This window comes from Streptomyces sp. CA-146814 (assembly GCF_050942385.1).
Lineage (GTDB): Bacteria > Actinomycetota > Actinomycetes > Streptomycetales > Streptomycetaceae > Streptomyces.
Genome location: NZ_CP192068.1, coordinates 1,343,311 through 1,367,398, shown reverse-complemented (window position 1 = coordinate 1,367,398; position 24,088 = coordinate 1,343,311). Strand labels below are relative to the sequence as shown.

The window sequence follows — 24,088 nt, the reverse complement described above, 5'->3', positions numbered from 1 at the left end:
CGGCCGGTTAGGTTTCTGTCCATGACCGACACGACTTCCCAGGCCACTTCCCGTACCACCGGCGCCGTCGCCGCCGGCCTCGCCACCGTCGCCGGTGACGGCACCGTCCTCGACACCTGGTTCCCCGCCCCCGAGCTGAACGCCGAGCCCGGCCCGGCCGGTACGCAGCGGCTCACCCCGGACGAGGCCGTCAACCGCCTCGGCGAGGGCGCCGCCAAGGCCATCGGCGTGGACGCCCGGCGCGGGGTCGAGGTCGTCGCCGTCTCCACGGTCATCTCCTCGCTGGAGGACAAGCCGCTCGACGCGCACGACGCGTACCTGCGCCTGCACCTGCTCTCGCACCGGCTCGTCCAGCCGCACGGCCAGAACCTGGACGGCCTCTTCGGCATGCTCGCCAACGTCGCCTGGACCTCGCTCGGCCCGGTCGCCGTCGACGACCTGGAGCGGGTCCGCCTCAACGCCCGCGCCGAGGGGCTGCACCTCCAGGTGACCTCGGTCGACAAGTTCCCGCGCATGACGGACTACGTGGCCCCCAAGGGCGTACGGATCGCCGACGCCGACCGGGTCCGGCTCGGCGCGCACCTCGCCGCCGGGACCACCGTCATGCACGAGGGCTTCGTCAACTTCAACGCGGGCACGCTCGGCACCTCCATGGTCGAGGGCCGCATCTCCGCCGGTGTCGTCGTCGGTGACGGCTCGGACATCGGCGGCGGCGCCTCCACCATGGGCACCCTCTCCGGCGGCGGCAACGTCCGCATCGTCATCGGCGAGCGCTGCCTGGTCGGCGCGGAGGCCGGCGTCGGGATCGCGCTCGGCGACGAGTGCGTGGTGGAGGCCGGGCTGTACGTCACGGCCGGCACCCGGGTCACGCTGCCGGACGGCCAGGTCGTCAAGGCCCGCGAGCTCTCCGGCGCCTCCAACATCCTCTTCCGCCGCAACTCGGTCACCGGCACGGTCGAGGCCCGCCCGAACAACGCGGTGTGGGGCGGGCTGAACGAGGTCCTGCACGCCCACAACTAGCTCGCGCTTCAGGCGGAGGCCAGGAGCTCCCCGTACGCCGCACGCAGCCCGTCGACCGCCTCGCGGCCGGCGGGCTGCAGCGGTTCCCGGACCGGGCCCGCGTCCAGCAGGGCCTTCGCGGTGACGGTGCCGGGCAGGCCGCTCGCCATCATCAGCTCGGTGAGGCGGCTGGTCAGCCCGTTGAGCCGGGCCGCCTCGCCCGTGTGCCCCGCGTCGAACGCGTCCAGCGGCGCCCGCATCCGGCCCGGGGCCACGTTGGCCACGGTGGAGACGTAGCCCGCGCCGCCGAGCGCGTACAGCGGCAGGTTCAGCTCCTCGCACCCCGAGTAGTACGCCAGCCCGGTGCGGGCGATCACCTTCGTCGACCCGAGCAGGTCGTACGCGCAGTCCTTCACCGCGACGATCCGCGGGTCGTCCGCGAGCCGCAGCAGGGTCTCCGGTTCGATCCGGACGCCGGTGCGGCCGGGGATGTCGTACAGCATCAGCGGTACGCCGGTGGCCTCGGCGACCCGCAGGAAGTACGCCTCGACGGCGGTCTGCTGCGGGCGGCTGTAGTACGGCGGCACCACCAGCAGCCCGTCCGCGCCTGCCTCTTCGGCCTCCCGCGCGAGCCGCACCGCGTGCGCGGTGTCCGCGCTGCCGACGCCCGAGACCAGCGGCACCCCGTTTCCGACCTCCGCCCGCACGGCCCGCAGCAGCTCCGCCTTCTCCGCGTCCGAGGTGGTCGGCGACTCGCCGGTGGTCCCGCTGAGCACCAGCCCGTCGCAGCCCTCGGCCACCAGGTGCGCGGCGTGGGCGCGCGCGGCGTCGAGGTCCAGTGCGCCGGTGGTGGTGAACGGCGTGATCATGGCGCAGAGCGCGCGGCCGAAGGGGCGGGGACGGGGGCGGGGTGCGGTGGTGGTCATGTCCGCAGTGTCGGCCGGGGTGACCGTGAAGGTCCACTTAGATCTGTTTGGCCGGATCGGGAAGAGATGCTGAACGGTGCTGTGGGTGGGCCCGCCTGCTGACATGATCGAACACGCGGACGACGTACGGCCGGGGGCTGTGATGAGGGGCGGGCGAGGGATGGGCGAGACGGGCGAGCGGGCGCGGATGTGGAGACTGGTCCCGGTGGCGGTGGCGGTGGCGGTGGTGCTGGCGGCGCTGGCCGGCTGTTCGGGGTTCCTCGTACCGGCCGGTGAGGGCGAACCGGAGCCGGCCCCGTCCGCCCGGGCCGTGGCGCCTCCTTCCGTGACGCCGCCTTCCGTGACGCCGCCGACCGCCGACGTACCGGCTCAGGGTCCGGACCCGTCGCCCACGCCCACCCCCACCCCCACCGGCGACTGTCCCGCCTCCGGGGCCGTGGTGACCATGGGGGAGGTGCAGACCGGGATGATGAGCCGCGCGGTCGTCCTGACCCTGACCAACTGCGGCACGAAGCCCTACCGGGTCGACGGCTACCCGTCGGTCCAGGCGCTCGGCGAGGACGGCGAACGCCTCCCGGTGAAGGTCAACCCTGGCGGCTCGATGTTCGGCCACGACAAGGGCCCCGAGGCTCGCACCCTGAAGCCCGGGGCCACCGTACGGTCGATGCTCGCCTGGGTCTCCACCCAGGAAGGCGGCGAACTCATCATGGCCGACGCCCTGGAACTGGCCGCCGCTCCGGACGCAGGGGCGCGCGTCTACCGGCTGGAGGGCCACGACATCCGGTACATGGACGAGCTGAACATGACGGCGTGGCGAGCGGAGCTGCCCGAGTGACCGCGCTTGACCTCAAGGTGACTTGAGGTGTGACGGTGGTGGCAACCGCTCGCCGACCGGTGCGCGGGGGAGGGGAGAGCCACCATGACCGTGCAGTTCACCGACCGCCCGGACCCGGCCCGCACCGACGCCGGGATCGTCAAGGTCAGTACCTGGGACGTCGGTACGCCGGAGCGGCAGCGGCAGGCCGTCGACGCCATCCGGAAGGCGTGGGAGAGCCGGGAGTGGCCGCATCCCGGGCTGCTCTCGTACAGCGTCCACGCGGGTGAGGACGGCAGGACCCTGCTGCACCACTCCCAGTGGTCCGGTGAGCAGGCCTACCGGGACTTCGTCCGGGAGAGCCGCGACGCCCGCAGCGCCGACATCGACGCCGCCGTGCCCGGCATCGAACGCCTCGCCCTGCACACGTACGAGCTGTACCGCTCCGGGCTCCGGGCCGAGGGCGACCTCCGCGAGCCCGGGTGCGTCGTGATCGTCGACGTGGAGTTCGCCGGTCCCGACCCGGCGCGGCAACGGGACTGGGTGGACGTCGTGTTCGAGGCGCTCGCCGAGGACCACGCCCTCGCCGGCGCCATCGCCGCCCACTTCCACGTCAGCACCGACGGCACCAGGGTCCTCAACTACGCCGAGTGGGAGAGCGCCGACCACCACATCGCGGCACTGGCCGCGCCCGGCGAGGGGATCGGTTCCCCGTCCCCGCTGTGGGAACGCGTCCAGACGTACCCGGGGATGACCGGCGGGGGCGTGAACCGCTACACGCCCGCGCTCAGCATGGAGGCGGGCGCGGGCGCGTGAGGGGGCGCGGCGGGCAGCGGGTGGTGAAGGACGTCTAGGGTGTGTCCGGCGGATCAGGGCCATGCAGGCCGCGGCGAGGTGCCGTGCCAGGCGTCGTGGGCCCGGTCGAGATCCGCCGGACACGCCCTAGGCTTGGGCGGCTGAACCGCGTACCCGTTCCGTACGCCCCCGAGCACGCACCGAGGAGAACCCCCGATGTCCGCAGAGCGCCCCATCCTGCCGCCGGTGCGGCTGCACTCCGAGGCCGAACTGGCGCGGGACGCGCTCGCCGCACCGCTGTTCGTGCGGGCCGTGAAGCTCGCCCGGTGGGCCGGGCCCGACGCGCGGGTCGGCGCCGGCGGCGAGCTGGTGGAGGCGCAACTGCCCGCCGCCGCCCAGCACCTCGGCCTGACGGACGACGGCGACGGTGCCGCGTACGCCAGCGAGGCCTGGCGGCTCGCCGTGGACACCGGGCTCCTCGACGTCACGGACCCCGAGAACGAGGACGGTGAGGGCACCGTCACCGTGGGCGAGAACCTGGCGCTGCTCACCTCCGGCTCCCCGCAGGACGTCCTCTCCATCTGGCTCGACGGGCTCGACGCCGTGCACGCCGACGCCACCGCACCCGTCCTGGACGACTTCGCCGACCTCGTCGGTGAGGACGGCTCGATCGACTTCGACGCCCTGGACTGGGACCCGGAGGCCGAGGCGGAGTTCCTCGACGGGGTGCTCGGCAACCTCTACCTGCTCACCCTCGCCGACCACGGCGCGGGCGAGGGCCCGGTGCCGCTGCCGGCCCTCGCCGCGTCGATGATCGTCCCCGACGACATGGGCGAGCCCACCGACGACATCCTGGAGCAGGTGTCGGAGGCGATGATGCGTCTCGACGACCAGTTCCGGCTGCTCGAACCCATCGGGATCGTCGCCTACCAGCCGGTGGACGAGTCGCTGATGGCCGAGGAGGGTGACCCGGCGGAGGCCGCGGTCACCGAAGCCGACGAGGACGACGTCACGCGGTACGGCATGGTCAGGCTCACCCCGCTCGGCCTGTACGGCATCCGAGCCCGGATGCTGGAGGCCGGCGTGGACGCCCCGGCCGTCGGCGACTTGGCCGACAAGGGGGCCGAAGCCCTTCTCGACGGCATCGCCTCCTACCCGGAGGCCGCCGCCCGCGCCGAGATCCAACTCTGGCTCGCGGCGCACGGGGCCGCAGGCGCGGTCCCGGCCGCCACCGAGCTGCTGGCCGCCGCACGCGGTACGGACGAGGGCGCACCGCTGCGCCGCCTCCACTGCCAGCAGGCCCTCGCGCTGGCCGGTGAGGAGGCCGAACCGGCCGTACGCGCCGTCCTCGGCGACCAGGAGCTCGGCGGTCTGGCCCGTGTCTGGCTCGCGGAACACGGCGCGTCCGACGTCCCGGCCCCGCCGGAGGCGATGGTCTTCTGGCTGGCCATCGACACGATCGCCGCCCAACTGGACGCCGACGGCGAACTCGACGAGCTCCAGGGCCTGGTCGAAGGGCTCTCCGCGCAGCACAGCGGCTTCTTCGACGAGGTCTGGCGGGTCGACCACCCGGCCACCGCCGATGTGCTGGAGGCCATGGGCCGCCTGCACAGCGACAAGAAGGCGGCGAAGGCCGCCCGGAAGGCCGCGTTCAAGGCCCGGTCGCGCGCGGGCGGCGAGGGAGCGTAGCTCAGGCGGGCTCCTCTCCTACCGAGCAGGTGTCCGCGGTCACTCAGGTCGGCCGGTTCAGCTCCGGAAACGCCTCCCGCACCTCCGCCAGGAGGTCCGGGTAGGCGCTGCCGTACGTGGCGGCGGCCGCGTACACGGCATCCAGCGCGGCGCGCAGCGGATCCTCCTCCACCGCGGCGAACAGCGCGCGTACCGCCATGGCCTGCTGCAACAGGTCGTCCCGGGGACCGTGCGGAGCGCGTACGAAGGTCCGCGGGACGTTCTCCTGGGCGAAGAACCACTTCCAGGCCTTCTCCCGGTCCTCGAAGGGGCCGGACAACGGCTCGCCGGTGTGCAGGTCCCGAGCCGCGCGGGCGAACGCGTAGAACGTGTGGAGCTCGGCCCTGACGAGGGCGCGGCTGACGGCCCACCGGGCGATGGCCCGCTGCGTGGCCGCGTCGGCGGTGTCCACGGCGTCCACCAGGTCACGGTCCAGGAGGATGAGGCCCCACAGGTCGCCGCCCGCCTCACGCAGCGCCGGGCTCGGCTCCCGGCCACCCCACTCGCCCGCCGGCGCCCGCCACTCCGCGTCGCGGACGATCTTCTCCTCCGCTTCACGCCGAGGGCGCTCGGCCTCGGCGCGCTCCTCGGGCGTGGGCGGCGGTGGCAGCGCGCGGGCGTGGTCGTGCCAGTACGCGGCGCTCCGCGTCGTCTGCTTGACCACGCGGTCCGCGGCGGGCTCCGCCGGCCAGAACTGCAGCAGGTAGTGATCGACGACGGGGCCGCCGTCCAGAACGGAGAGCTCGTCGTCCGACGTCATGTCCATGCCTCGTGCGCAGTAGCGGACCCGGTGGTCGGCGATCGGCAGACCGAGCGAGCAGAGGGGTCCGTCGCCCCACGGTACGACGGCGGTCTCCGTGGAGCCGGGGCGGAAGGAGACCTCGACGATCTCCTCCCACCGCTCATCGATCGGCGGCTCGGCCTCGTGGACCTCCACGGTCAGCCCCACCCGTCCCGTGTGCAGTCCCGTCGTCAGGAACAGGTGGCCCGGATTGGCTCCTCCGCACAGCCCGTTGCTCTGCCCGGCCCTGTGCGCCACCTCCTCCTCATGAGCGCCATAGGGGCGGCTCTCGACATAGAACTGCCCATAGCTGACTTCCAGAACACCGTCGTAGACCGTTCGCACAACCGCCCCCTGGCCGAGTATTCACCTGGGGGGCAGTATGCGACCCGGCACTCCTTGTCCGGGCACGGGTCACGGCCCGCGGTGCTGATCGTCACCGTCGAGCAGGCTCCGTACACCCACCGTGGCGACGCCACCCGGAGCGTTCCGGACACCGTGCCCGTCCGCGCCCGCGATCTGGCCGGATACCGGCTCGGCCACGCCCCGTACGGCGAGGGAAACCGCCACACGTTCGGGGGGCTTTCCGAGGCCGTGTTCCGCGTGGTTCCGCTGCCGGCGGCGGGGGTAAGCGCTGACCGGGGCCGGTGGGCGCGGGTCACGAATCCGGCACTTCTGGGACCCGGGCGGCAAACGGGCATGGCGTCGGGCCTTCACAGGGCGCATACTCGACTTAATGAAACAGTCAGCCGGATCCCGGCGTCACCTGCCTTCCAGTCCCTTCAACCGCCCGGCCCAGGAGGCCCCACCGGTCGAATGCTTCGATGTGGGCGACAGGGTGTCGCACGACCAGTTCGGGCTCGGCAGAATCCTTGCTGTCGAGGGCGACAACGACGCAGTCCTCATCGACTTCTCGGGGCGACAGGGGAGGATCCTGAGCCCCTACTCCAAGCTGACCAAGCTCTGAGACACCGGGCGAGCACGAGCAGCGTCAGCGCCCGTCTCCTCCTTCTCCGGATCCGGGGCACCTGAAGAACCACTTCAGGTGCCCCGGATGCCGTTGTGGCCCGGACGGACGGCTGTGGCCCGGGCGGACGGCTCAGAGGGACTTGGCGGCGGGCTTCACCATGCCCCGTACGGTCCGCGACTTCACGAACTCGCCCATGGCCGTCATCTCCCACTCGCCGCTGAACTGCTTGATCAGCTTGGCCATCATGACGCCCGTCTGCGGCTCGGCGCCGGTCAGGTCGAAGCGGACCAGCTCCTCGCCGGTGGCCGCGTCGATCAGGCGGCAGTAGGCCTTGGCGACCTCGTTGAACTTCTGGCCGGTGAACGAGTTCACCGTGAAGACCAGGCCCGTCGCCTCGGCCGGGATCCGGCCCAGGTCCACGACGATCACCTCGTCGTCGCCCGCGCCCTCGCCCGTGAGGTTGTCGCCGGAGTGCTTGATCGCGCCGTTGAGGATGGAGAGCTTGCCGAAGTAGCAGCTGTCCAGGTGGTTGCGGTTGGGGCCGTAGGCGATGACCGAGGCATCCAGGTCGATGTCCTTGCCGCGGAACGCCGGCTCCCAGCCGAGGCCCATCTTGACCTGGGAGAGGAGCGGGGCGCCTCCCTTGACCAGGGAGACGGTCTGGTTCTTCTGGAGGTTGACCCGGCCCTTGTCGAGGTTGATCTTCCCGGTGGCGGCGGGCGCGGGCGGGGCCGGGGGAGCGGCGGGGGCGGGCGGGGCGATGCGCGGGTCGACCGGGGCGGCCGCGGGGGCCACCGGGGCGGCGGCCGCCGGGACCGGCGGGGCGGCCGGCTCCTCCACCGAGACGCCGAAGTCCGTGGCGATACCGGCCAGCCCGTTCGCATAGCCCTGGCCGACCGCGCGGGCCTTCCAGGCGCCGTTGCGCCGGTAGACCTCGATGACCACGAGCGCCGTCTCGCCGCCCAGCTGGGGCGGGGTGAACGTGGCCAGCGCGGTGCCGTCGTCGGCGTTGCGCACGGTGGCGGTGGGCTCGACGCCCTGGAAGGTCTGTCCTGCGGCGTCGGGGCTCGCGGTGACGACGATCTTCTCGATGCCGGGCGGGACCGCGGTGGTGTCCACCACGATGGCGTCGGGCGCGGAGCCCCCGCCGGCGCGGTAGGTCACACCGGGGCCCGAGGGCTGGTTGTAGAAGATGAAGTCGTCGTCGGAGCGCACCTTGCCGTCGGCGGTGAGCAGCAGGCCCGAGACGTCGAGCCGCACCGGAGCGGCGACGTCCACCGCCACGCGGACGGCGGAGAGAGGGATGTTCGAGCCGGGGGTCATTGCGGTCATGCACGGGGTAACGAACGACCCGGCTTTGCCGTTCCCTTACCTTCGGGGCTCTCCGGCCGCTCCTCCTCCCCGCCTCCGGTCTCCGCGTCCGGCCGTGCGCCGTGGTGGGCGGAGTGGCAGAGGAGGTAGCCGAGGTGCGTGCGGTTCTTCGCACCGAGGCATTTCTTGATGTGCGCGATGTGTGCCTGCAGCGAGCGCTCGCTGATGCCGAGGCGGCGCGCGATCGCCTTGTCCGAATGTCCCTGCGCGAGCAGTTGCCGGATGGCGGCGCGGATCGGTTCGATCACCTCGGAGGCCGCCTGCGCGGCGTAGTTGGGGACGAACGGGAAGGGCTCCGCGCGGTCCCAGGCACGCTCGAAGACGTCGGCGAGGAAGTGGACCACGGACGCCTCGGTGATCGCGACGGCGATGGTGCGCTCGGAGTTGGCCGGGATGAAGGCGGTGGAACGGTCGATGATGATCAGCCGGTCGAAGAACTCGGGCAGGGTCCGGACCTCGGCGCCGTAGCCCGTGACGGCACGGACGTAGGACTTGGTCGCCTCGTCGAAGCGGGCCGAGTGCTGATAGATCGTCCGCATGCCGACGCCGTCGTCGATCCTGAGGCGGACCGACTCCAGGGCCCCGGTCAGCACTTCCTTCGGCCGCGCGCCGTCCGGCTGGGCCGTGAGGATCTCCGACACGGCACCGTCCAGGCTGGAGCTGATGGCCGCGTTGATCGTCGCCACGCCGTGCAGGTTCAGCAGCCCCGGCCGGCTCCGGGGACCGGTGGAAGGCGGCGCGTTCGTCAGGGATCCGGCCCGGTCGTCGTGGTCCGCCTGCCGCAGAACCCGCCGGGACAGCTCGGCGAGCGTTTCCGCGATCTCTTTCCAGCCATGGGAACCCGATGGATCCGAGCCGCCGGTTCTCGCCGGGTCGTCGTCCGGGTCGGGGCCGGTACGGTCCCGGACCGCCGCGAGCCCGGAACCGGGGCCCACCCCTCCCGACCTGCTCGTCATCAGCCGTCGCCCCCAGACTCGTGCACCGTGGAGACGGCCCGTCGCCGCCCGCCGTGTGCCAAGCGAGATGGCTCCAATAGTAGCAATGCGATTACCTGAACCATCATGGATCTTTCCTCCGACCCGTGCAGTACTGGACACTCGCTTGAAGATGGAGCCAAGACGGCGATGCGTTGGCCAGAATCATCTGGTGTGTGGCCGGATACATCTATGGGGGGAAGTTCTGATGGAGTGTATGGATCGTGGCTCGGGCCCAGTGATTCGACCTGACGGCCCGCATGTCACCCCGAGGTGCTGTTCCCGGTAGCCGGCTCTCGTAGCCACTCGCGGTACCCCTGCCCGAGGATGTCCGAAATCTTTCGGCAGGAGATGTCCTAAAACTCTCGGCGGGCTGCCCTTGCGGCAGGGGCCGACCATCACTTCTCATGTCACGGAGCGGCGCGAACCGGCAGGGCCTCGATACCGGAAGGGACTCCGGAGGGGCCTTTCCGGAAGATGAAATCCGGCCGGAACGGATCCGGCCAGAACAGATCAGTGACATCGGCGGGCAGCAGACAATAGGGCTGCTGGAATGCGCCCGAGGCAACCGCCGTGTGTCACCGAGGACATTCATAAGCTCCGGGTCAAGCCTTTCGTCGGCCGACCCATTCCGAAGTCAGGACAGTCATGAGCTCCCACCGTTCCGGACCGCTTCCGGACGCGGCCCCGGCCCGCCCGCTCCCCGCACCGCGGGTCGAGACCCTCGCCGCCACGGCGGCCGTCGCGCCGTGGACGGCTCCGGCGCCGGCCACCCTCCCGCCCTCCGACGACGTCGGATGGAACGCCTCCGGAAGCGGCCGCTGACAGCCCTTCCCCACGCCCGGTCATACCCAGCGGTCCTCTCCCTGACGGGACGCGGCCCCTGCATGTCCGCACGCCTGGATTCACATCCGTTCGACGGCTAGGAGGAGGGAATTATGAACACGTCCGCGACGCGGGCCGCACTCGTACTCGAGAACGGGAAAGTGTTCTGGGGCAGAGAATTCGGTGCCCTTGGACGCTCCCTGGGCGAAGTGGTTTTCCAGACCGGCATGACGGGTTACCAGGAGACGCTCACCGACCCGTCGTACCACGGTCAGATCGTCGTACAGACCTCCCCGCAGATCGGCAATACGGGATGGAACGACGACGATGACGAATCGGCCCGGATACAGGTGGCCGGATACGCGGTGCGCGATCCTTCCCGGGTCGCCTCGAATTGGCGGTCGCGCGGAGAACTCGCGGACGAGCTGGTACGGCAGGGCGTCGTCGGGATTTCCGAGATCGACACCCGGTCCCTCACCCGGCACATTCGCGAGGCCGGAGTGATGCGTGCCGGAGTCTTCTCGGGCGACGCCCTGGCCGGCCCCGACACCATGACGGAACAGGTGCTGACCGCGCCGCGGATGGCCGGCGCCGACCTCGCGACCCGCGTCGGCACCGTACGGCCCTACGTCCGGCCGGCGGTCGGCAGCCGCCGGTTCCGGGTGGCCGCGCTGGACCTCGGCGTGAAGACCAGCACGCTGCGCATGTTCGCCGACCGCGGGATCGAGACGCATGTGCTGCCTCCGGCCACCACACTGGACCAGCTCCTGGAGACCGAGCCGGACGGGGTGTTCCTCTCCAACGGCCCCGGCGACCCGGCGGCGATGACCCAGGCGGTCGCCCTGACCCGGGAGGTGCTGGAGCGCCGCATCCCGCTCTTCGGCATCTGCTTCGGCAACCAGATCCTCGGACGGGCGCTGGGCCGGGCGACGTACAAGATGCGCTACGGCCACCGGGGCATCAACATCCCGGTGATCCACGCCGGCGACGGCCGGGTGTCGATCACCTCGCAGAACCACGGGTTCGCCGTCGAAGGCGAGGCCGCGGAGCGGTTCGACACCCCGTACGGCCGGGCCATGGTCTCCCACCACTGCCCCAACGACGGTGCCGTGGAGGGTCTGCGCTGCCTGGACGTCCCGGCCTTCTCCGTCCAGTACCACCCCGAGGCCGCGGCCGGGCCGCACGACGCGGCCGCCCTCTTCGACGAGTTCACCACCCTGATGAGCGGGGACCGCTGATGCCGAAGCGTACGGACCTCAGACATGTCCTGGTGATCGGTTCCGGACCGATCGTGATCGGGCAGGCGTGCGAGTTCGACTACTCGGGTACGCAGGCGTGCCGGGTGCTGCGCGAGGAGGGGCTCCGGGTCAGCCTGGTGAACTCCAACCCGGCGACGATCATGACCGACCCGGAGTTCGCCGACGCCACCTACATCGAGCCGATCACCCCGGAGTTCGTCGAGAAGATCATCGCGCTGGAGCGGCCGGACGCGATCCTCGCGACGCTCGGCGGACAGACCGCGCTGAACTGCGTCGTCGAGCTGCACGAGCGGAACGTGCTGGACAAGTACGGCGTCGAGCTGATCGGCGCGGACGTCGAGGCGATCGCCCGCGGTGAGGACCGGCAGCGGTTCAAGGACATCGTCGCCTCCGTCGGCGCCGAGACCCCGCGCAGCGCCGTCTGCCGGACGATGGACGAAGTGCGCGCCACGGTCGCGGAGTTGGGCCTGCCGGTGGTGATCCGGCCCTCCTACACCATGGGCGGCCTCGGCTCCGGCATGGCATACACCCCGAGCGATCTGGAGTCCCTGGCCGGGGACGGGCTGGCCCAGAGCCCGCTCGGCGAGGTGCTGGTCGAGGAGAGCGTGCTCGGCTGGAAGGAGTACGAGCTCGAACTCATGCGGGACCGCAACGACAACGTCGTCGTGGTCTGCTCGATCGAGAACGTCGACGCGATGGGCGTGCACACCGGCGACTCGGTCACCGTGGCACCCGCGATGACCCTCACCGACCGCGAGTACCAGCACATGCGCGACGTCGGCATCGACGTGCTGCGCGCGGTCGGCGTCGACACCGGCGGCTGCAACATCCAGTTCGCCGTGCACCCCGCCACCGGCCGGCTGGTGGTGATCGAGATGAACCCGCGCGTCTCGCGCTCCTCCGCGCTGGCCTCGAAGGCGACCGGCTTCCCGATCGCCAAGATCGCCGCGAAGCTGGCCATCGGCTACACGCTGGACGAGATACCCAACGACATCACCGGCGAGACCCCGGCCAGCTTCGAACCGACCCTCGACTACGTGGTCGTCAAGGTCCCCCGCTTCGCCTTCGAGAAGTTCCCGACCGCCGACGCGACCCTCACCACCACGATGAAGTCCGTCGGCGAGGCCATGGCGATCGGCCGCAACTTCGCCGAGGCGCTCGGCAAGGCGCTCCGCTCGACCGAATCCGCCACCGCCGGCTTCTGGACCGGCCCCGACCCCGAGGGCGCCGACCGGTCCGCCACCCTGGAGGCGCTGCGGACCCCGCACGACGGGCGGCTGTACACCGTCGAGCGCGCGCTGCGGCTCGGCGCCACGGTCGCGCAGGTGCACGAGGCCTCGGGCATCGACCCCTGGTTCGCCGACCAGATCCTCGGCCTCGTCGAACTGCGCCAGGAGCTGCTGGACGCCGAGACCGTCGACGCCGAACTGCTGCGCCGGGTCAAGCGGATGGGCTTCTCCGACCTGCAGATCGCGCTGCTGCGGCCCGAGTTGGACGGCGAGGACGGCGTACGGGCGCTGCGTGACCGCTGGGCGGTCCGGCCGGTCTACAAGACGGTCGACACCTGCGCCGCCGAGTTCGCCGCGACCACGCCGTACCACTACTCCGCCTACGAGACCGACCCGGCGGCGGAGTCGGAGGTGGTGGCGCGGAGCGAGCCGCTGCCGAAGGTGCTCATCATCGGCTCCGGGCCCAACCGCATCGGCCAGGGCATCGAGTTCGACTACTCCTGCGTCCACGCGGCGCTGACCCTGCGGTCGGCCGGCTACGAGACCGTCATGGTCAACTGCAACCCGGAGACCGTCTCCACCGACTACGACACCTCCGACCGGCTCTACTTCGAGCCGCTGACCTTCGAGAACATCATCGAGGTCTACCGCGCCGAGTGCGCGACCGGTGAAGTCGCAGGAGTCATCGTGCAGTTGGGCGGCCAGACACCGCTGAAGCTCGCGCGGCGGCTGGCCGAGGCCGGGCTGCCCGTCGCGGGCACCTCGCCGGACGCCATCCACCTGGCCGAGGACCGCGGCGCCTTCGCCGACGTGCTGGACGCGGCCGGGCTGACGGCCCCGCGCAACGGCATGGCCGTCACCTTCGAGCAGGCCAGGAGCGTCGCCGACCGGATCGGCTATCCGGTGATGGTGCGCCCCTCGTACGTCCTCGGCGGACGCGGCATGGAGGTGGTCCACGACGAGGAGGCGCTGGCCGCCTACGTCCGGCAGGCCACCGAGGTCGACCCCGAACGCCCGCTGCTGATCGACGAGTTCCTGGTGGACGCGATCGAGATCGACGTCGACGCGCTCTGCGACGGACACGAGGTCTACCTCGGCGGCGTGATGGAGCACATCGAGGAGGCCGGGGTCCACTCCGGCGACTCGGCCTGCGCCCTTCCGCCGCTCACGCTGGGCCGGGCCGACATCGACACGGTGCGCGCCCACACCGAGGTGATCGCCGCCGGGCTGGGCGTGCGCGGTCTGCTGAACATCCAGTTCGCGCTCAAGGACGGCGTCTTCCACGTCCTGGAGGCCAATCCGCGAGCCAGCCGCACGGTGCCGTTCGTCTCCAAGGCGACCGGCGTCCCGCTGGCCAAGGCCGGTGCCCGGATCATGCTCGGCGCCACCGTCGCCGGGCTGCGCGCCGAAGGGCTGCTGCCGGCGACCGGCGACGGCGGCCACCGCAGGACCGGCTCGCACATCGCGGTCAAGGACGTGGTCCTGCCGTTCCACCGGTTCCGCACCGGCGACGGCGAGGGCCTGGACAGCCTGCTCGGGCCGGAGATGAAGTCCACCGGCGAGGTCATGGGCATGGGCACCGGCTTCGACGTGGCCTTCGCCAAGGCCCAGCTGGCGGCCGGCTTCGCCCTGCCGCTCTCGGGCCGCGTCCACGTCTCCTCCGCCCTCGAACACCTGACCCGCGTGCTGCCCTCGCTGCGGACCCTTCGCGGGTACGGCTTCGAGATCACGGCCGAGTCCGGTACGGCGGAGCTGCTGCAGGTCGCCGGGTTCCTGCCGGACGAGGTGGTCGAGGCCGGCCCCGGCGACCCGACCGTCGACCGGCTCCGCGACGGCGAGGTCCACTTCGTCATCAGCCTCGCGGCGCACGACGCCGACCGGCCGGTCCGCACGGCGGCCGCACAGTACTCCGTCCCCTACGTGACGACGGCTTCCGGGCTGCTGGCCATGGTCAGGGGCATCCGGGCCAGAAGCCGCATGGAATTCGAGGTGAGTTCACTTCAGGAGCTGCAGCAACGCAGTCGCAGGCACAGCTGAGGCACCATCCCTACTCGCTTCGGGAATGAAGTTGATCGCTGAGCATGTCTATGACCTTATCCTGGACGACATATATCTCCGAGTTTCCGGGATCGACAACCTGAACCGGCTCTATTTCAAGGTCGAAGGATTCAACCCCGGCGGCTCGATCAAGATGAAGACCGCCCGCGGCCTCATCCAGGCCGCGGAGGATTCCGGACGGGACCTGACCGAACTCCGGCTCATCGAGTCGACATCCGGAAATCTCGGAATCTCCCTCGCCGTCATCTGCGCGGCGAAGGGATACCGGCTGACCCTGGTGACCGACCCGAATTCCAACGCGACGGCCGTGGCCATCATGCGCGCTCTCGGAGCGGAGGTCGTGGAGATCACCGAACGGGACGCCAACGGCGGATTCCTGGGATCCCGGATCTCCTACATCCAGCAATTACAGGCCGCCGATCCCGATGTCTACTGGCTCAACCAGTACGAGAACCCGACCAACCCCACAGCACATGAACAGGCCACCGCGCCGTCCATGCTCAGGGAGTTCGGCAAGGTCGACTACCTCTTCCTGGGAGTGGGGACCGGAGGCACCCTGATGGGCTGCGTCGACTACTTCCGCCGCCGCAGTCCGCATACCCGGATCATCGCGGTCGACACCGCCGGCTCGGTCAACTTCCAGGCCACCGCCGGCCCCCGGCACATCCCGGGGCTCGGGACCAGCAAACGGCCGCCGATCCTCGACAACCAGGCGCCCGACGAGGTCGTGCTCATCCCCGAGTGGGAGACGGTACGCGAGTGCCGCTGGCTGGCCGAGAAGTCCGGCCTCCTCGCCGGCGGTTCGACCGGCACGGTCCTGGCCGGAATCCGCCGCCTCGCGCCCGGCATCCCGCAGGACGCCACCGTGGTGGCGATCTCGCCCGACCTCGGCGAGCGCTACCTGAACTCCGTGTACGACGACGCGTGGGTGGCCGAACGAGGCCTGGACAAGGCCCACTTCGATGATGAAAAGCTGCCCGAGGAGGAGCTCGATGTTCTCGTTTGATGTGGTGCCCGGCAAGGTCGTCAAGGACATCCTGGACAGCTCGGCCGCACAGATCGTCGACCTGGTGGAGGACGCCTACCTGCGTCACGACGCCGGGAAGACGGTCAACCCGGACAGCTACTTCCTGCGCTTCCCCGCGAAGCCGGACGCCCGGATCATCGCCCTGCCCGCCGCGATCGAGCTGCCCGAGGACCACGCCGTCGGGATCAAGTGGATATCCAGCTTCCCCGGCAACGTCGCCGACGGCATACCCCGCGCCTCCGCCGCGCTGATCCTCAACGACTACGCCACCGGCTACCCGAAGGCGCTGCTGGAGGCCGCCAACATCAGCGCGGTCCGCACCGCCGCCTCGGCCGCCGTGGCGGCCCGCGCCTTCGCCCGTCACGTCACCCCGGACGGCCGGGTCTCCTTCATCGGCGCCGGAGTCATCGCCCGGACCATCCTCCGGTACCTCGTGGCCACCGGCTATCCGCTGGACTCCGTCGAGATCTTCGACCTGCACGCCGAGTCGGCCCAGCACCTGGCCCGCTTCGCCACCGAGGAGCTCGGCCTCACGGCCAAGGCGGTCGGCACGCTGGGCGAGGCGCTGGCCGCCCAGACCGTGATCACGACCACCACGGCCGGTACCCCGTACATCGGGCAGCTGCTCCGCCCGGGACAGCTGGCGCTCAACATCTCGCTGCGCGACTTCCAGCCGACCGTCATCCTCGCCGCCGAGAACTACTTCGACGACGTCGAGCACTGCATGAAGGCCAACACCTCCCCGCACCTGGCCGAACAGGCCACCGGGAGCCGGGACTTCGTCAGCGGGACCCTCGCGGACGTGCTCAAGGGCCGGACCCAGCCGCAGGGCCGGCGCGGCCTGGTCTTCTCCCCGTTCGGCCTCGGCGTCCTGGACCTCGCGGTCGGCCAGTACGTCCTCACCGCGGCCCGCGCCCAGGGCCTCACGGTCGAGATCCCGAACTTCTTCGGCGAGACGAGCCGCTGGTGACTCCCGTACGCATCGCCGTGGTCGGCCTCGGTCCGCGCGGGCTCTCCGCGCTGGAGCGGGTCATCAGCCACACCCGGCTCGAAGGCCCGCCCGTCGAACTGCTGCTGATCGAGCCCGGTGAGCCCGGCATCGGCATGCACGAGGTCAAGCAGCCGGACTACCTGCTGCTCAACACCATCGCCTCGCAGCTGACCATCTTCTCCGACGAGCGGATGACCCCGGACGCACCGGTCACGCCCGGACCCGGCTTCCTGGAGTGGTGCCAGGAGCGCCACGGCCCCGTCGCCTTCGACGCCTTCCTGCCGCGCCGCCTGCTCGGCGAGTACCTGCAGTGGGCCGCGGGTGAGCTGCTGGACCAGGCCTCGGCCTCCGAGCGGCTGACCGTACGCCACCTGCCGGCCGTCGCCGCCTCCGTACACCAGGACGCCGAAGGCGCCACGGTGACGCTCGCGGACGGCGCCGAGCACCGTGTGGACCTGGCCGTCGTCACCACCGGCCACGGCCTCACCCGGACCCCTCCGACGGCACGGGACGGCTTCATCGCCATGCCCTACCCGCTGCCCGATCAGGTGGAGGCCATCCCCGAGGACGCCACGGTCGCGCTGCTCGGCACCGGCCTGAGCGCCATGGACGTCATCGCGGCGCTGACCGTGGGCCGCGGCGGAGAGTTCACCGAGGACGGCTACCGCGCCTCGGGCCGCGAGCCGCGCATCGTCCTGGTGAACCGGACCGGCGGACTGCCCCGCGCCCGCCCGGCCACCACCCGCGACCGCCGCGCCGCACCGGCCGCCTTCCTCACCCAGGAGGCCGTCGCCGCACTCCGCGAGGGCACCGAGGACGGCCGGCTCGACTTCCGGCGGGACGTCGAACCGCTGATCCTCCGCGAGGCCCGCGCCCGGATGGCCGGCGCCACGCCTGAGGAGACCGCGGCCGTCGAGCGCTCCCTGCGGCCCGACGCCCGCACCTCGCCCGGCTACCAGGAGTACGTGGCCGAGCTGGTCGAGGAGGCGGCGGCGGACCTGCGCGAGGCCGAACGCGGCCTCGGCACCAGCCCGGTCAAGGAGGCCCTGGAGATCCTCCGCGACCACCGCGACGGCGTGCGCGCGGCCCTGGACCCGCCGGGCCTGACCGACGCATCGCACCGCTACTTCATGAGCGCGTACGTCCCTCTGGTGAACCGGACCGTCATCGGCCCGCAGAAGGAGCGCATCCACGAGCTGCTCCAGCTCATCGATGCCCAGGTGGTCGTGCCCGGCCCCGGAGCCGCACCCGAGGTGACCCGGGACGGCGACCGCTGGACGATCGCCTCGACCACGCTGGAGCGGCCGCACCGCATCGAAGCCGATGTGGTGATCAAGGCCAACATGGACTGGCCGGTCCTCGACCCCCGGATCGACCCGGTCGCCTGCTCGCTGCGCGAGTGGGCCACCCCCGGGCCCCGCGGCGCGCTCCGCCTGGACCGGGACGGATTCGTCGTACCGCGCGAGCCCTCCGGCTCCGCCCGGTCGGTCGCCGTCTTCGGGCCGCCCGCCGAAGGGGCCAGCTACTACAACCACTACGTGCCGTCACCAGGCGTCTGGTCCCGTGCACTGACCGACCTCGACCGCGTCCTCGGGCCCGTGCTCGGCACCGGACGTGCCACCGGCCGCCCCGACGGCGACCGGCCGGCGCAGTAACCCGACATCCCTTACGGAAAGGTTCTCCCACACATGTTGATCCTGGGTTTCAAAGAGGGCCATGACGGCGGAGTCGTCGCCATCGAGGACGGCAAGCTTCTCTTCGCGCTGGAGGCGGAGAAGGACAGCTTCCCGCGCTACGACCGGCTGACCGCCGAGGTGATCACCCGGGCCGCCGGGATGCTGGACCGCCAGCCCGACGTGATCTCGCTGAGCGGCTGGGTCAAGGGCTTCCACTCCGTCGAACCGAAGCTGCGGGCCGGCTACTTCGGCGTCGGCGAGGGCTCCATACAGGACGACCCGGGCAAGTGGTTCGGCAAGGACGTCCGGATCTTCTCCTCCACCCACGAGCGCTCGCACATCATGACCGCGTACGGGATGGCCCCGGCGGCCACCGGCAAGGCGCACTACTCGCTGGTGTGGGAGGGCAGCATCGGCGACTTCTACCGGATCGACGAGTCCGGCGAGGTCACCCACCTCCAGCACGTGATGACCGACCCGGGCAACAAGTACGCCTACCTCTTCTCCCTCGCCGACCCCAAGCACCCGGCGGGCAAGGGCTACTTCAACTACAGCCACGCCGGCAAGCAGATGGCGCTGACGGCCTTCGCCGACGACTCCCCGATGTCCAGGGAGGAGAAGGAGACCATCGACTTCATCCTGAAGCAGGACGGCATCGTGCTCGGTGTCTCCAAGGACGAGATGTCCTGGTCGCACCTGTACAACGCCGGTGTCGACTCGCAGGCGTACCGCAACGCCGCCGCGAAGCACTCGGACGCGATCTTCGGCCGGTTCTACGACTACGCGGCGAAGAACATGACCGAGGGGCTGCCGCTGCAGATCTCCGGCGGCTGCGCGCTCAACTGCAACTGGAACGCGGAGTTCCGTCAGAGCGGCCTGTTCGAGTCCGTCTTCGTGCCGCCGTGCCCCAACGACAGCGGCGCGGCGCTCGGCACCGCCATCGACGCCCAGCTCTTCTACACCGGCCAGGCGACCATCGACTGGGACGTCTACGCGGGCGAGGAGTTCCAGGAGGACATCCAGCCGGACCCCTCGGTCTACGAGACCCGGCCGCTGGTCGCCGCCGAGGTGGCCCGCTTCCTGGAGCAGGGCAACATCATCGGCTGGGCCCGCGGCCGCTACGAGATGGGCCCGCGCGCGCTCGGCAACCGGTCCATCCTGGCCGCGCCGTTCACCGAGGAGACCACCGTCCGGCTCAACACGATCAAGGGCCGCGAGGGCTACCGCCCGATCGCCCCGATCGCGCTGGAGGCGGACGCCGACAAGTGGTTCGTCGGCTCGGTCCACGACCCGTACATGCTCTTCTTCAACCGGGTGACCACCGAGGAGCTGAAGGCCGTCACGCACATCGACGGCTCCGCCCGCACCCAGACGGTCACCCACGAGCGGAACCCGGGCATCGCGACGCTGCTGGAGGCGTTCCGCGACATCACCGGGTTCAGCGTCCTGTGCAACACCTCCCTCAACTTCAACGGCCGCGGGTTCATCAACACCACCAGCGACCTCCTGAAGTACGGCGAGGAGCACGGTCTCGACGGCTACGTCATCAACGACACCTTCGTCACCCGCCGTAAGGGCTGACCTCCCCGCCGTATACGACAAGCACTTGCGGTGCCGCACCCAAAAGGTGACGCGGCCACCGCAAGTGCTGCGTTGTTGTTATCCGCTCACACAGAAAGTCGCACTCATGACCACATCCACCGCAGCCCTGCGTCGCGCGCCGCTCTCGTTCGGCCAGGAGCAGCTCTGGTTCCTGGACCAGCTGACCCCCGGTGTGACGGCCTACAACATCCTGCTCGCCTCCCGCCTGCGCGGCCCGCTCCGCACCGACCTGCTCGGGCGCGCCCTCACGCTGGTGCTGGCCCGGCACGAGGCCATGCGCGTGACGATCCACGCCGACGAGGGCGGCATCCCCTACCAGGAGGCGGCGGACTCCTCCGAGGTGGACCTCCCCGTCACCGACCGGACCGGCCTGGACGCCGAGGCCCAGGACCGCTTCGTCCAGGAGACCCTCGGTGAGCTCTCCGGCAAGCCGTTCGACCTCCAGAACGGGCCGCTCTACCGCTACAGCGTGATCAAGCTGGCCGACGACGACCACGTCTTCGTCCAGAACCTGCACCACATCGCGACGGACGGCTGGTCCTCCGGCATCGTCAACGCGGAGCTGCGGACCGCGTACGACGCCCTGCTCGCCGGCCGTGAGCCGGAGTTCGAGAAGCCGGGCTCGCAGTACCTGGACGCCGCCCGCGCGCAGCGCGAGTACATGCAGGGCGAGGTGCTCAAGGAGGAGCTGGACTTCTGGGCCGGCCGGCTGGCCGACCTGCCCACCCTGGAGTTCCCGACCGACCGGCCCCGGCCCGCCACCGCGACCCGCGGCGGCGGCGCGGTGGTCGGCGAGTTCCCGACGGAGCTGCTGGAGCGGGCGCGCGCGCTCGCCAAGGAGCACAACGTCTCGCTCTACATGGTGCTCTCGGCCGCCCTCCAGGTGGTGCTGAGCCGCTACACCGGCCAGGAGGACCTCCCGATCGGCGTGCCGATGCTGAGCCGGACCGAGGTCGAACTGGAGGACGTGGTCGGCCTCTTCGTCAACATGGTCGTCGCGCGCTCCGACGTGTCGGGCGACCCGACCTTCGCCGAGCTGCTGGACCGGACGCTCGACGCCAACCTGGACCTCTACGAGCACCAGGAGGTCCCCTTCCACCTGATCGTCGAGCGCGTGCAGCCGGAGCGGGTGGCCGGCCGCAACCCGCTCTTCCAGGTCTCCATGCAGCTGCTCGGCGCCGCCAACTCCGGTGGCAGCGTGGCCTTCTCGGGTGTGACCAGCACGCCGGTCAGCCCGCCCGGCGCCTCCTCGCGCTTCGACATGGCGATCGACTTCGTCGAGTCCGGTGACACGCTCAAGGCGTTCGTCGAGTACAGCAAGGACCTCTTCGACGAGTGGCGGATCACGGCGCTGCTCGGCCACATCGAGACGGTGCTCTCCGCCGCGGCGAAGGACACCTCGCTCCGCGTCTCCCAGCTCCCGCTGCTCACCGACGCCGAGCGCGAGGAGGCCTTCGCCATCGGCAAGGGCGAGGACGCCGAGTACAGCGAGGACGCGCTGCACGTCGGCCTCGCGAAGATCGCGCGTGAGACGCCGGACGCGGTGGCCGTGGTCTGCCGCAACGTCGAGATCACCTACGGCGAACTCGACCGGCGCGCCGACCGCCTCGCCCGCCACCTGAGGGCCCTCGGCCTGCAGCACGGCCAGGTCGTCGCCACCGTGATCGACCGCGACGTGGACGCGTACGTCGCGATGGCCGGCATCCTGAAGGCCGGCGGCGCCTTCGCGATGATGGACCCGAAGCTGCCCGCGGCCCGCCTGGACTACATGATCAAGGACACCGCAGCCCCGGTGGTGCTGACCCGCTCCCCGCTGGCCGACCGGCTGCCGGAGTCCACCGGCTGGGCCCGGGTGCTCATCGACACCGACTGGCCGCAGATCGAGGCCGTCCCGGCCGACGAGCCGCTGGAGGAGTGGGCGACCCGCGAGTCCCTGGCGTACGTCCTCTACACCTCGGGCTCCACCGGTACGCCCAAGGGCGTGATGATCGCCCACCGCGCGGTCTCGTTCTTCTGCGAGGCCTACCGGCGGACGTTCGACTTCGGCCCCGAGGACCGGCTGCTCCAGCTGCCCGCGCTGAACTTCGACATGTCGCAGGGCGAGATCTGGACGGCGTTCCTGGTCGGCGCGCGGGTGGTGGCGGTGTCGCCGGAGGACGCCCAGTCGCCGGAGGCGCTGACCGCGCTGCTGCGGGACCAGAAGGTCACCTACGCCGGACTGCCGCCGGCGATGCAGTCGGTGATGGAGCCCGGACCGTACCCGGACCTGAAGTACGTCATGGGCGGCGCCGAGGTGCTGCCTCCCGAGCTCGTCAACAAGTGGAACCTGCCGGGCCGCAAGTACCTCAACCTGTACGGCCCCACCGAGTGCGCGATCGGCCAGACCGAGTACCACGTCGAGCAGATCGAGTGGACGACGCCGCCGCCGATCGGCCGCCCGCAGCTCAACCGGCAGGTCTACATCGTCGACCCGCGGAACAACCTGGTGCCCAAGGGCGTCTACGGCGAGCTGCTGATCGGCGGCAAGGAGGGCGGGCTGGCCCGCGGCTACCTGAACCAGCCGGAGATGACGGCGGCCAAGTTCATCCAGGACCCCTTCGACCCGGAGAGCAAGGTCTACCGCAGCGGTGACCTGGTGCGCTGGACCGAGGGCGGCCAGATCGAGTTCCTCGGCCGGATGGACAACCAGGTCAAGCTGCGCGGCCTGCGCGTGGAGCTCGGCGAGATCGAGACCGCGCTCCAGCTGCACCCCGGCATCCTGCGGGCCGTCGTCCTGATGCGGCCCGACCGGCGCGGCGAGAACCGGCTGGTGGGCTACTTCACCTCGGTCGGCCAGGTGCCGGACATCGACGACCTGCGCAAGCACCTGGCCGAGTCGCTGCCGGACTACATGGTGCCGACCGCCTGGGTGCCGCTCGACAAGTTCCCGATGAACAACGACGGCTGGAAGATCAACCGGAACGGGCTTCCGGAGCCGGCGGACGAGGACGGCGACCGCGACTTCACCGCGCCCCGGACCCCGACCGAGGAGCAGGTCGCCGCCGCCTTCGCCGACGTCCTGGCGCTGAAGCAGGTCGGCGCCGACGACAGCTTCTTCGACATCGGCGGCAACTCGCTCCAGGCGTTGCGCGTGGTGAGCCGGATCAACAAGACCCTGAAGATCCGCATCAGCGTCCGGCTGCTCTACGGCAACGCCACGGTCGCCGCCATCTCCACCGTGGTCGACGAGCTGATCGAGGCGAAGACCCGTGGCTGACCTGGACCGCATCGTCCCGCTGCGGACCGAGGGCGACCGGACACCGCTGTTCTGCGTGCACGCGGTGTCCGGCTCGGCCTACTCGTACGCGGGCCTGGCCCGGCTGCTCGACGAGGGCCGGCCGGTGTACGGGTTCGAGGCGCCCGGCTTCGACAACGACCGCACCCCGGTGCGGTCGTTGCCGGACCTGGCCGACGAGTACACCGAGATCCTGCGGGAGTTCCGGCCCGAGGGCGAGTACCGGCTGCTCGGCTGGTCGCTCGGCGGGCTGCTGGCCCACGAGATGGCGAAGCGGCTGACGGCGGCCGGCCACCGGGTCGCCAACCTGATCATGGTGGACACCGGTCTGCCCGTGGTGTCGCCGCTCCCGCCGGAACGGGACATCCTGATCCGCTACATCCGGGACATGATGGGCCTCGAAGAGGAGCCGGCCGAGCTCAAGCGGCTCTTCGCGGCCTTCCCGCCGGACGTCGAACCCGACACCGTCTTCGAAGCGGTGGAGGAGTCCGGCCTGCTGCCGGAGGAGTTCGACGCCTATCTGCTGGCGGGCCAGTACGACGTCTTCCGCTCGCACCTGGAGGGCTTCTACTCCATCGACGTCACCGGCGGCTACGACGGACCCGCGATCCACATCATGGCGAGCGGGTCGGTCGCGGAGGACATGCCGTGGAAGCGGCTGATGCCCGACCTCCGCGAGCACACCGTGCCGGGCACGCATCACACCATCTGGAACGGCGCGAGCCTGGAGACCCTGACCCGGATCGTCCAGGACGCTCTCGACGCCGAGAACTACGGTTAGGGGCAGCG

The 24,088-nt window shown here is 70.9% G+C and carries 18 protein-coding genes; 14 read left to right on the top strand and 4 right to left on the bottom strand.

Features of this window, described 5'->3' with window-relative positions; genetic code table 11:
* The first annotated feature begins 21 nt into the window (after positions 1–21).
* On the top strand, positions 22–1,020 hold the full coding sequence (gene dapD / locus ACQP09_RS06030) for a 2,3,4,5-tetrahydropyridine-2,6-dicarboxylate N-succinyltransferase (protein WP_433396546.1): 999 nt from the start codon (positions 22–24) through the stop codon (positions 1,018–1,020).
* Between the two features lie 8 nt (positions 1,021–1,028).
* Here dapD and dapA read toward each other — a convergent pair whose 3' ends face one another.
* Positions 1,029–1,925, bottom strand: a complete 897-nt coding sequence (gene dapA / locus ACQP09_RS06025) for a 4-hydroxy-tetrahydrodipicolinate synthase (protein WP_433396545.1) — start codon at positions 1,923–1,925, stop codon at positions 1,029–1,031.
* A gap of 160 nt (positions 1,926–2,085) precedes the next feature.
* On the opposite strand from dapA, the gene ACQP09_RS06020 reads away from it, so the two are divergent.
* From ACQP09_RS06020 to ACQP09_RS06010, 3 genes are all read left to right on the top strand, one after another.
* Positions 2,086–2,760: a DUF4232 domain-containing protein gene (locus ACQP09_RS06020; protein ID WP_433396543.1), complete on the top strand. Its 675-nt coding sequence runs from the start codon at positions 2,086–2,088 to the stop codon at positions 2,758–2,760.
* Positions 2,761–2,844: 84 nt separating this feature from the next.
* Positions 2,845–3,555 carry an antibiotic biosynthesis monooxygenase gene (locus ACQP09_RS06015; protein ID WP_433396541.1) on the top strand — a complete coding sequence of 237 codons (711 nt, stop codon included), beginning with the start codon at positions 2,845–2,847 and terminating at the stop codon, positions 3,553–3,555.
* A gap of 195 nt (positions 3,556–3,750) precedes the next feature.
* Positions 3,751–5,223, top strand: coding sequence for a hypothetical protein (locus ACQP09_RS06010; RefSeq protein ID WP_433396539.1), 1,473 nt, complete (start codon positions 3,751–3,753; stop codon positions 5,221–5,223).
* A gap of 43 nt (positions 5,224–5,266) precedes the next feature.
* Here the strand turns inward: ACQP09_RS06010 and ACQP09_RS06005 are convergent, their stop codons facing one another.
* Complete coding sequence (locus tag ACQP09_RS06005; RefSeq protein WP_433396537.1) at positions 5,267–6,301, bottom strand: hypothetical protein; 1,035 nt, start codon at positions 6,299–6,301, stop codon at positions 5,267–5,269.
* A 478-nt stretch (positions 6,302–6,779) separates the two neighbouring features.
* Here ACQP09_RS06005 and ACQP09_RS06000 point away from each other — a divergent pair, with 478 nt between their 5' ends.
* The gene (locus tag ACQP09_RS06000) at positions 6,780–7,010 is read left to right on the top strand and encodes a hypothetical protein (protein ID WP_003969918.1); all 231 of its coding nucleotides are present in this window, start codon (positions 6,780–6,782) and stop codon (positions 7,008–7,010) included.
* A gap of 132 nt (positions 7,011–7,142) precedes the next feature.
* Here ACQP09_RS06000 and ACQP09_RS05995 read toward each other — a convergent pair whose 3' ends face one another.
* Together ACQP09_RS05995 and ACQP09_RS05990 are read right to left on the bottom strand one after the other, a co-directional pair.
* Positions 7,143–8,345: a TerD family protein gene (locus ACQP09_RS05995; RefSeq protein ID WP_404069910.1), complete on the bottom strand. Its 1,203-nt coding sequence runs from the start codon at positions 8,343–8,345 to the stop codon at positions 7,143–7,145.
* Positions 8,342–9,340, bottom strand: coding sequence for a LuxR C-terminal-related transcriptional regulator (locus ACQP09_RS05990; RefSeq protein ID WP_433396535.1), 999 nt, complete (start codon positions 9,338–9,340; stop codon positions 8,342–8,344). Before ACQP09_RS05990 ends, ACQP09_RS05995 begins: the two co-directional genes overlap by 4 nt.
* 666 nt (positions 9,341–10,006) lie before the next feature.
* On the opposite strand from ACQP09_RS05990, the gene ACQP09_RS05985 reads away from it, so the two are divergent.
* The 9 genes from ACQP09_RS05985 (at position 10,007) to ACQP09_RS05945 (ending at position 24,080) form a co-directional block, all read left to right on the top strand.
* Positions 10,007–10,183 (top strand): hypothetical protein, encoded by a 177-nt coding sequence (locus ACQP09_RS05985; RefSeq protein ID WP_432150889.1) that lies wholly within the window; start codon positions 10,007–10,009, stop codon positions 10,181–10,183.
* Positions 10,184–10,296: 113 nt separating this feature from the next.
* Positions 10,297–11,421, top strand: a complete 1,125-nt coding sequence (gene carA / locus ACQP09_RS05980) for a glutamine-hydrolyzing carbamoyl-phosphate synthase small subunit (protein WP_433396533.1) — start codon at positions 10,297–10,299, stop codon at positions 11,419–11,421.
* A complete protein-coding gene (gene carB, locus ACQP09_RS05975) occupies positions 11,421–14,708 on the top strand; it encodes a carbamoyl-phosphate synthase large subunit (protein ID WP_433396531.1) in 3,288 nt (1,095 codons plus the stop codon). Before carA ends, carB begins: the two co-directional genes overlap by 1 nt.
* 25 nt (positions 14,709–14,733) lie before the next feature.
* Positions 14,734–15,735, top strand: coding sequence for a 2,3-diaminopropionate biosynthesis protein SbnA (gene sbnA, locus ACQP09_RS05970; protein ID WP_404069900.1), 1,002 nt, complete (start codon positions 14,734–14,736; stop codon positions 15,733–15,735).
* Positions 15,722–16,726 (top strand): 2,3-diaminopropionate biosynthesis protein SbnB, encoded by a 1,005-nt coding sequence (gene sbnB, locus ACQP09_RS05965; RefSeq protein ID WP_432150893.1) that lies wholly within the window; start codon positions 15,722–15,724, stop codon positions 16,724–16,726. Before sbnA ends, sbnB begins: the two co-directional genes overlap by 14 nt.
* A complete protein-coding gene (locus ACQP09_RS05960; RefSeq protein WP_433396529.1) occupies positions 16,723–18,402 on the top strand; it encodes an FAD/NAD(P)-binding protein in 1,680 nt (559 codons plus the stop codon). The genes sbnB and ACQP09_RS05960 overlap by 4 nt, the downstream gene beginning before the upstream one ends.
* A 33-nt stretch (positions 18,403–18,435) precedes the next feature.
* Complete coding sequence (locus ACQP09_RS05955) at positions 18,436–20,004, top strand: carbamoyltransferase C-terminal domain-containing protein (RefSeq protein ID WP_433396527.1); 1,569 nt, start codon at positions 18,436–18,438, stop codon at positions 20,002–20,004.
* Positions 20,005–20,110: 106 nt separating this feature from the next.
* Positions 20,111–23,281: a non-ribosomal peptide synthetase gene (locus tag ACQP09_RS05950; protein ID WP_433396525.1), complete on the top strand. Its 3,171-nt coding sequence runs from the start codon at positions 20,111–20,113 to the stop codon at positions 23,279–23,281.
* Positions 23,274–24,080, top strand: a complete 807-nt coding sequence (locus ACQP09_RS05945; RefSeq protein WP_433396523.1) for an alpha/beta fold hydrolase — start codon at positions 23,274–23,276, stop codon at positions 24,078–24,080. Before ACQP09_RS05950 ends, ACQP09_RS05945 begins: the two co-directional genes overlap by 8 nt.
* Positions 24,081–24,088 lie beyond the last annotated feature (8 nt).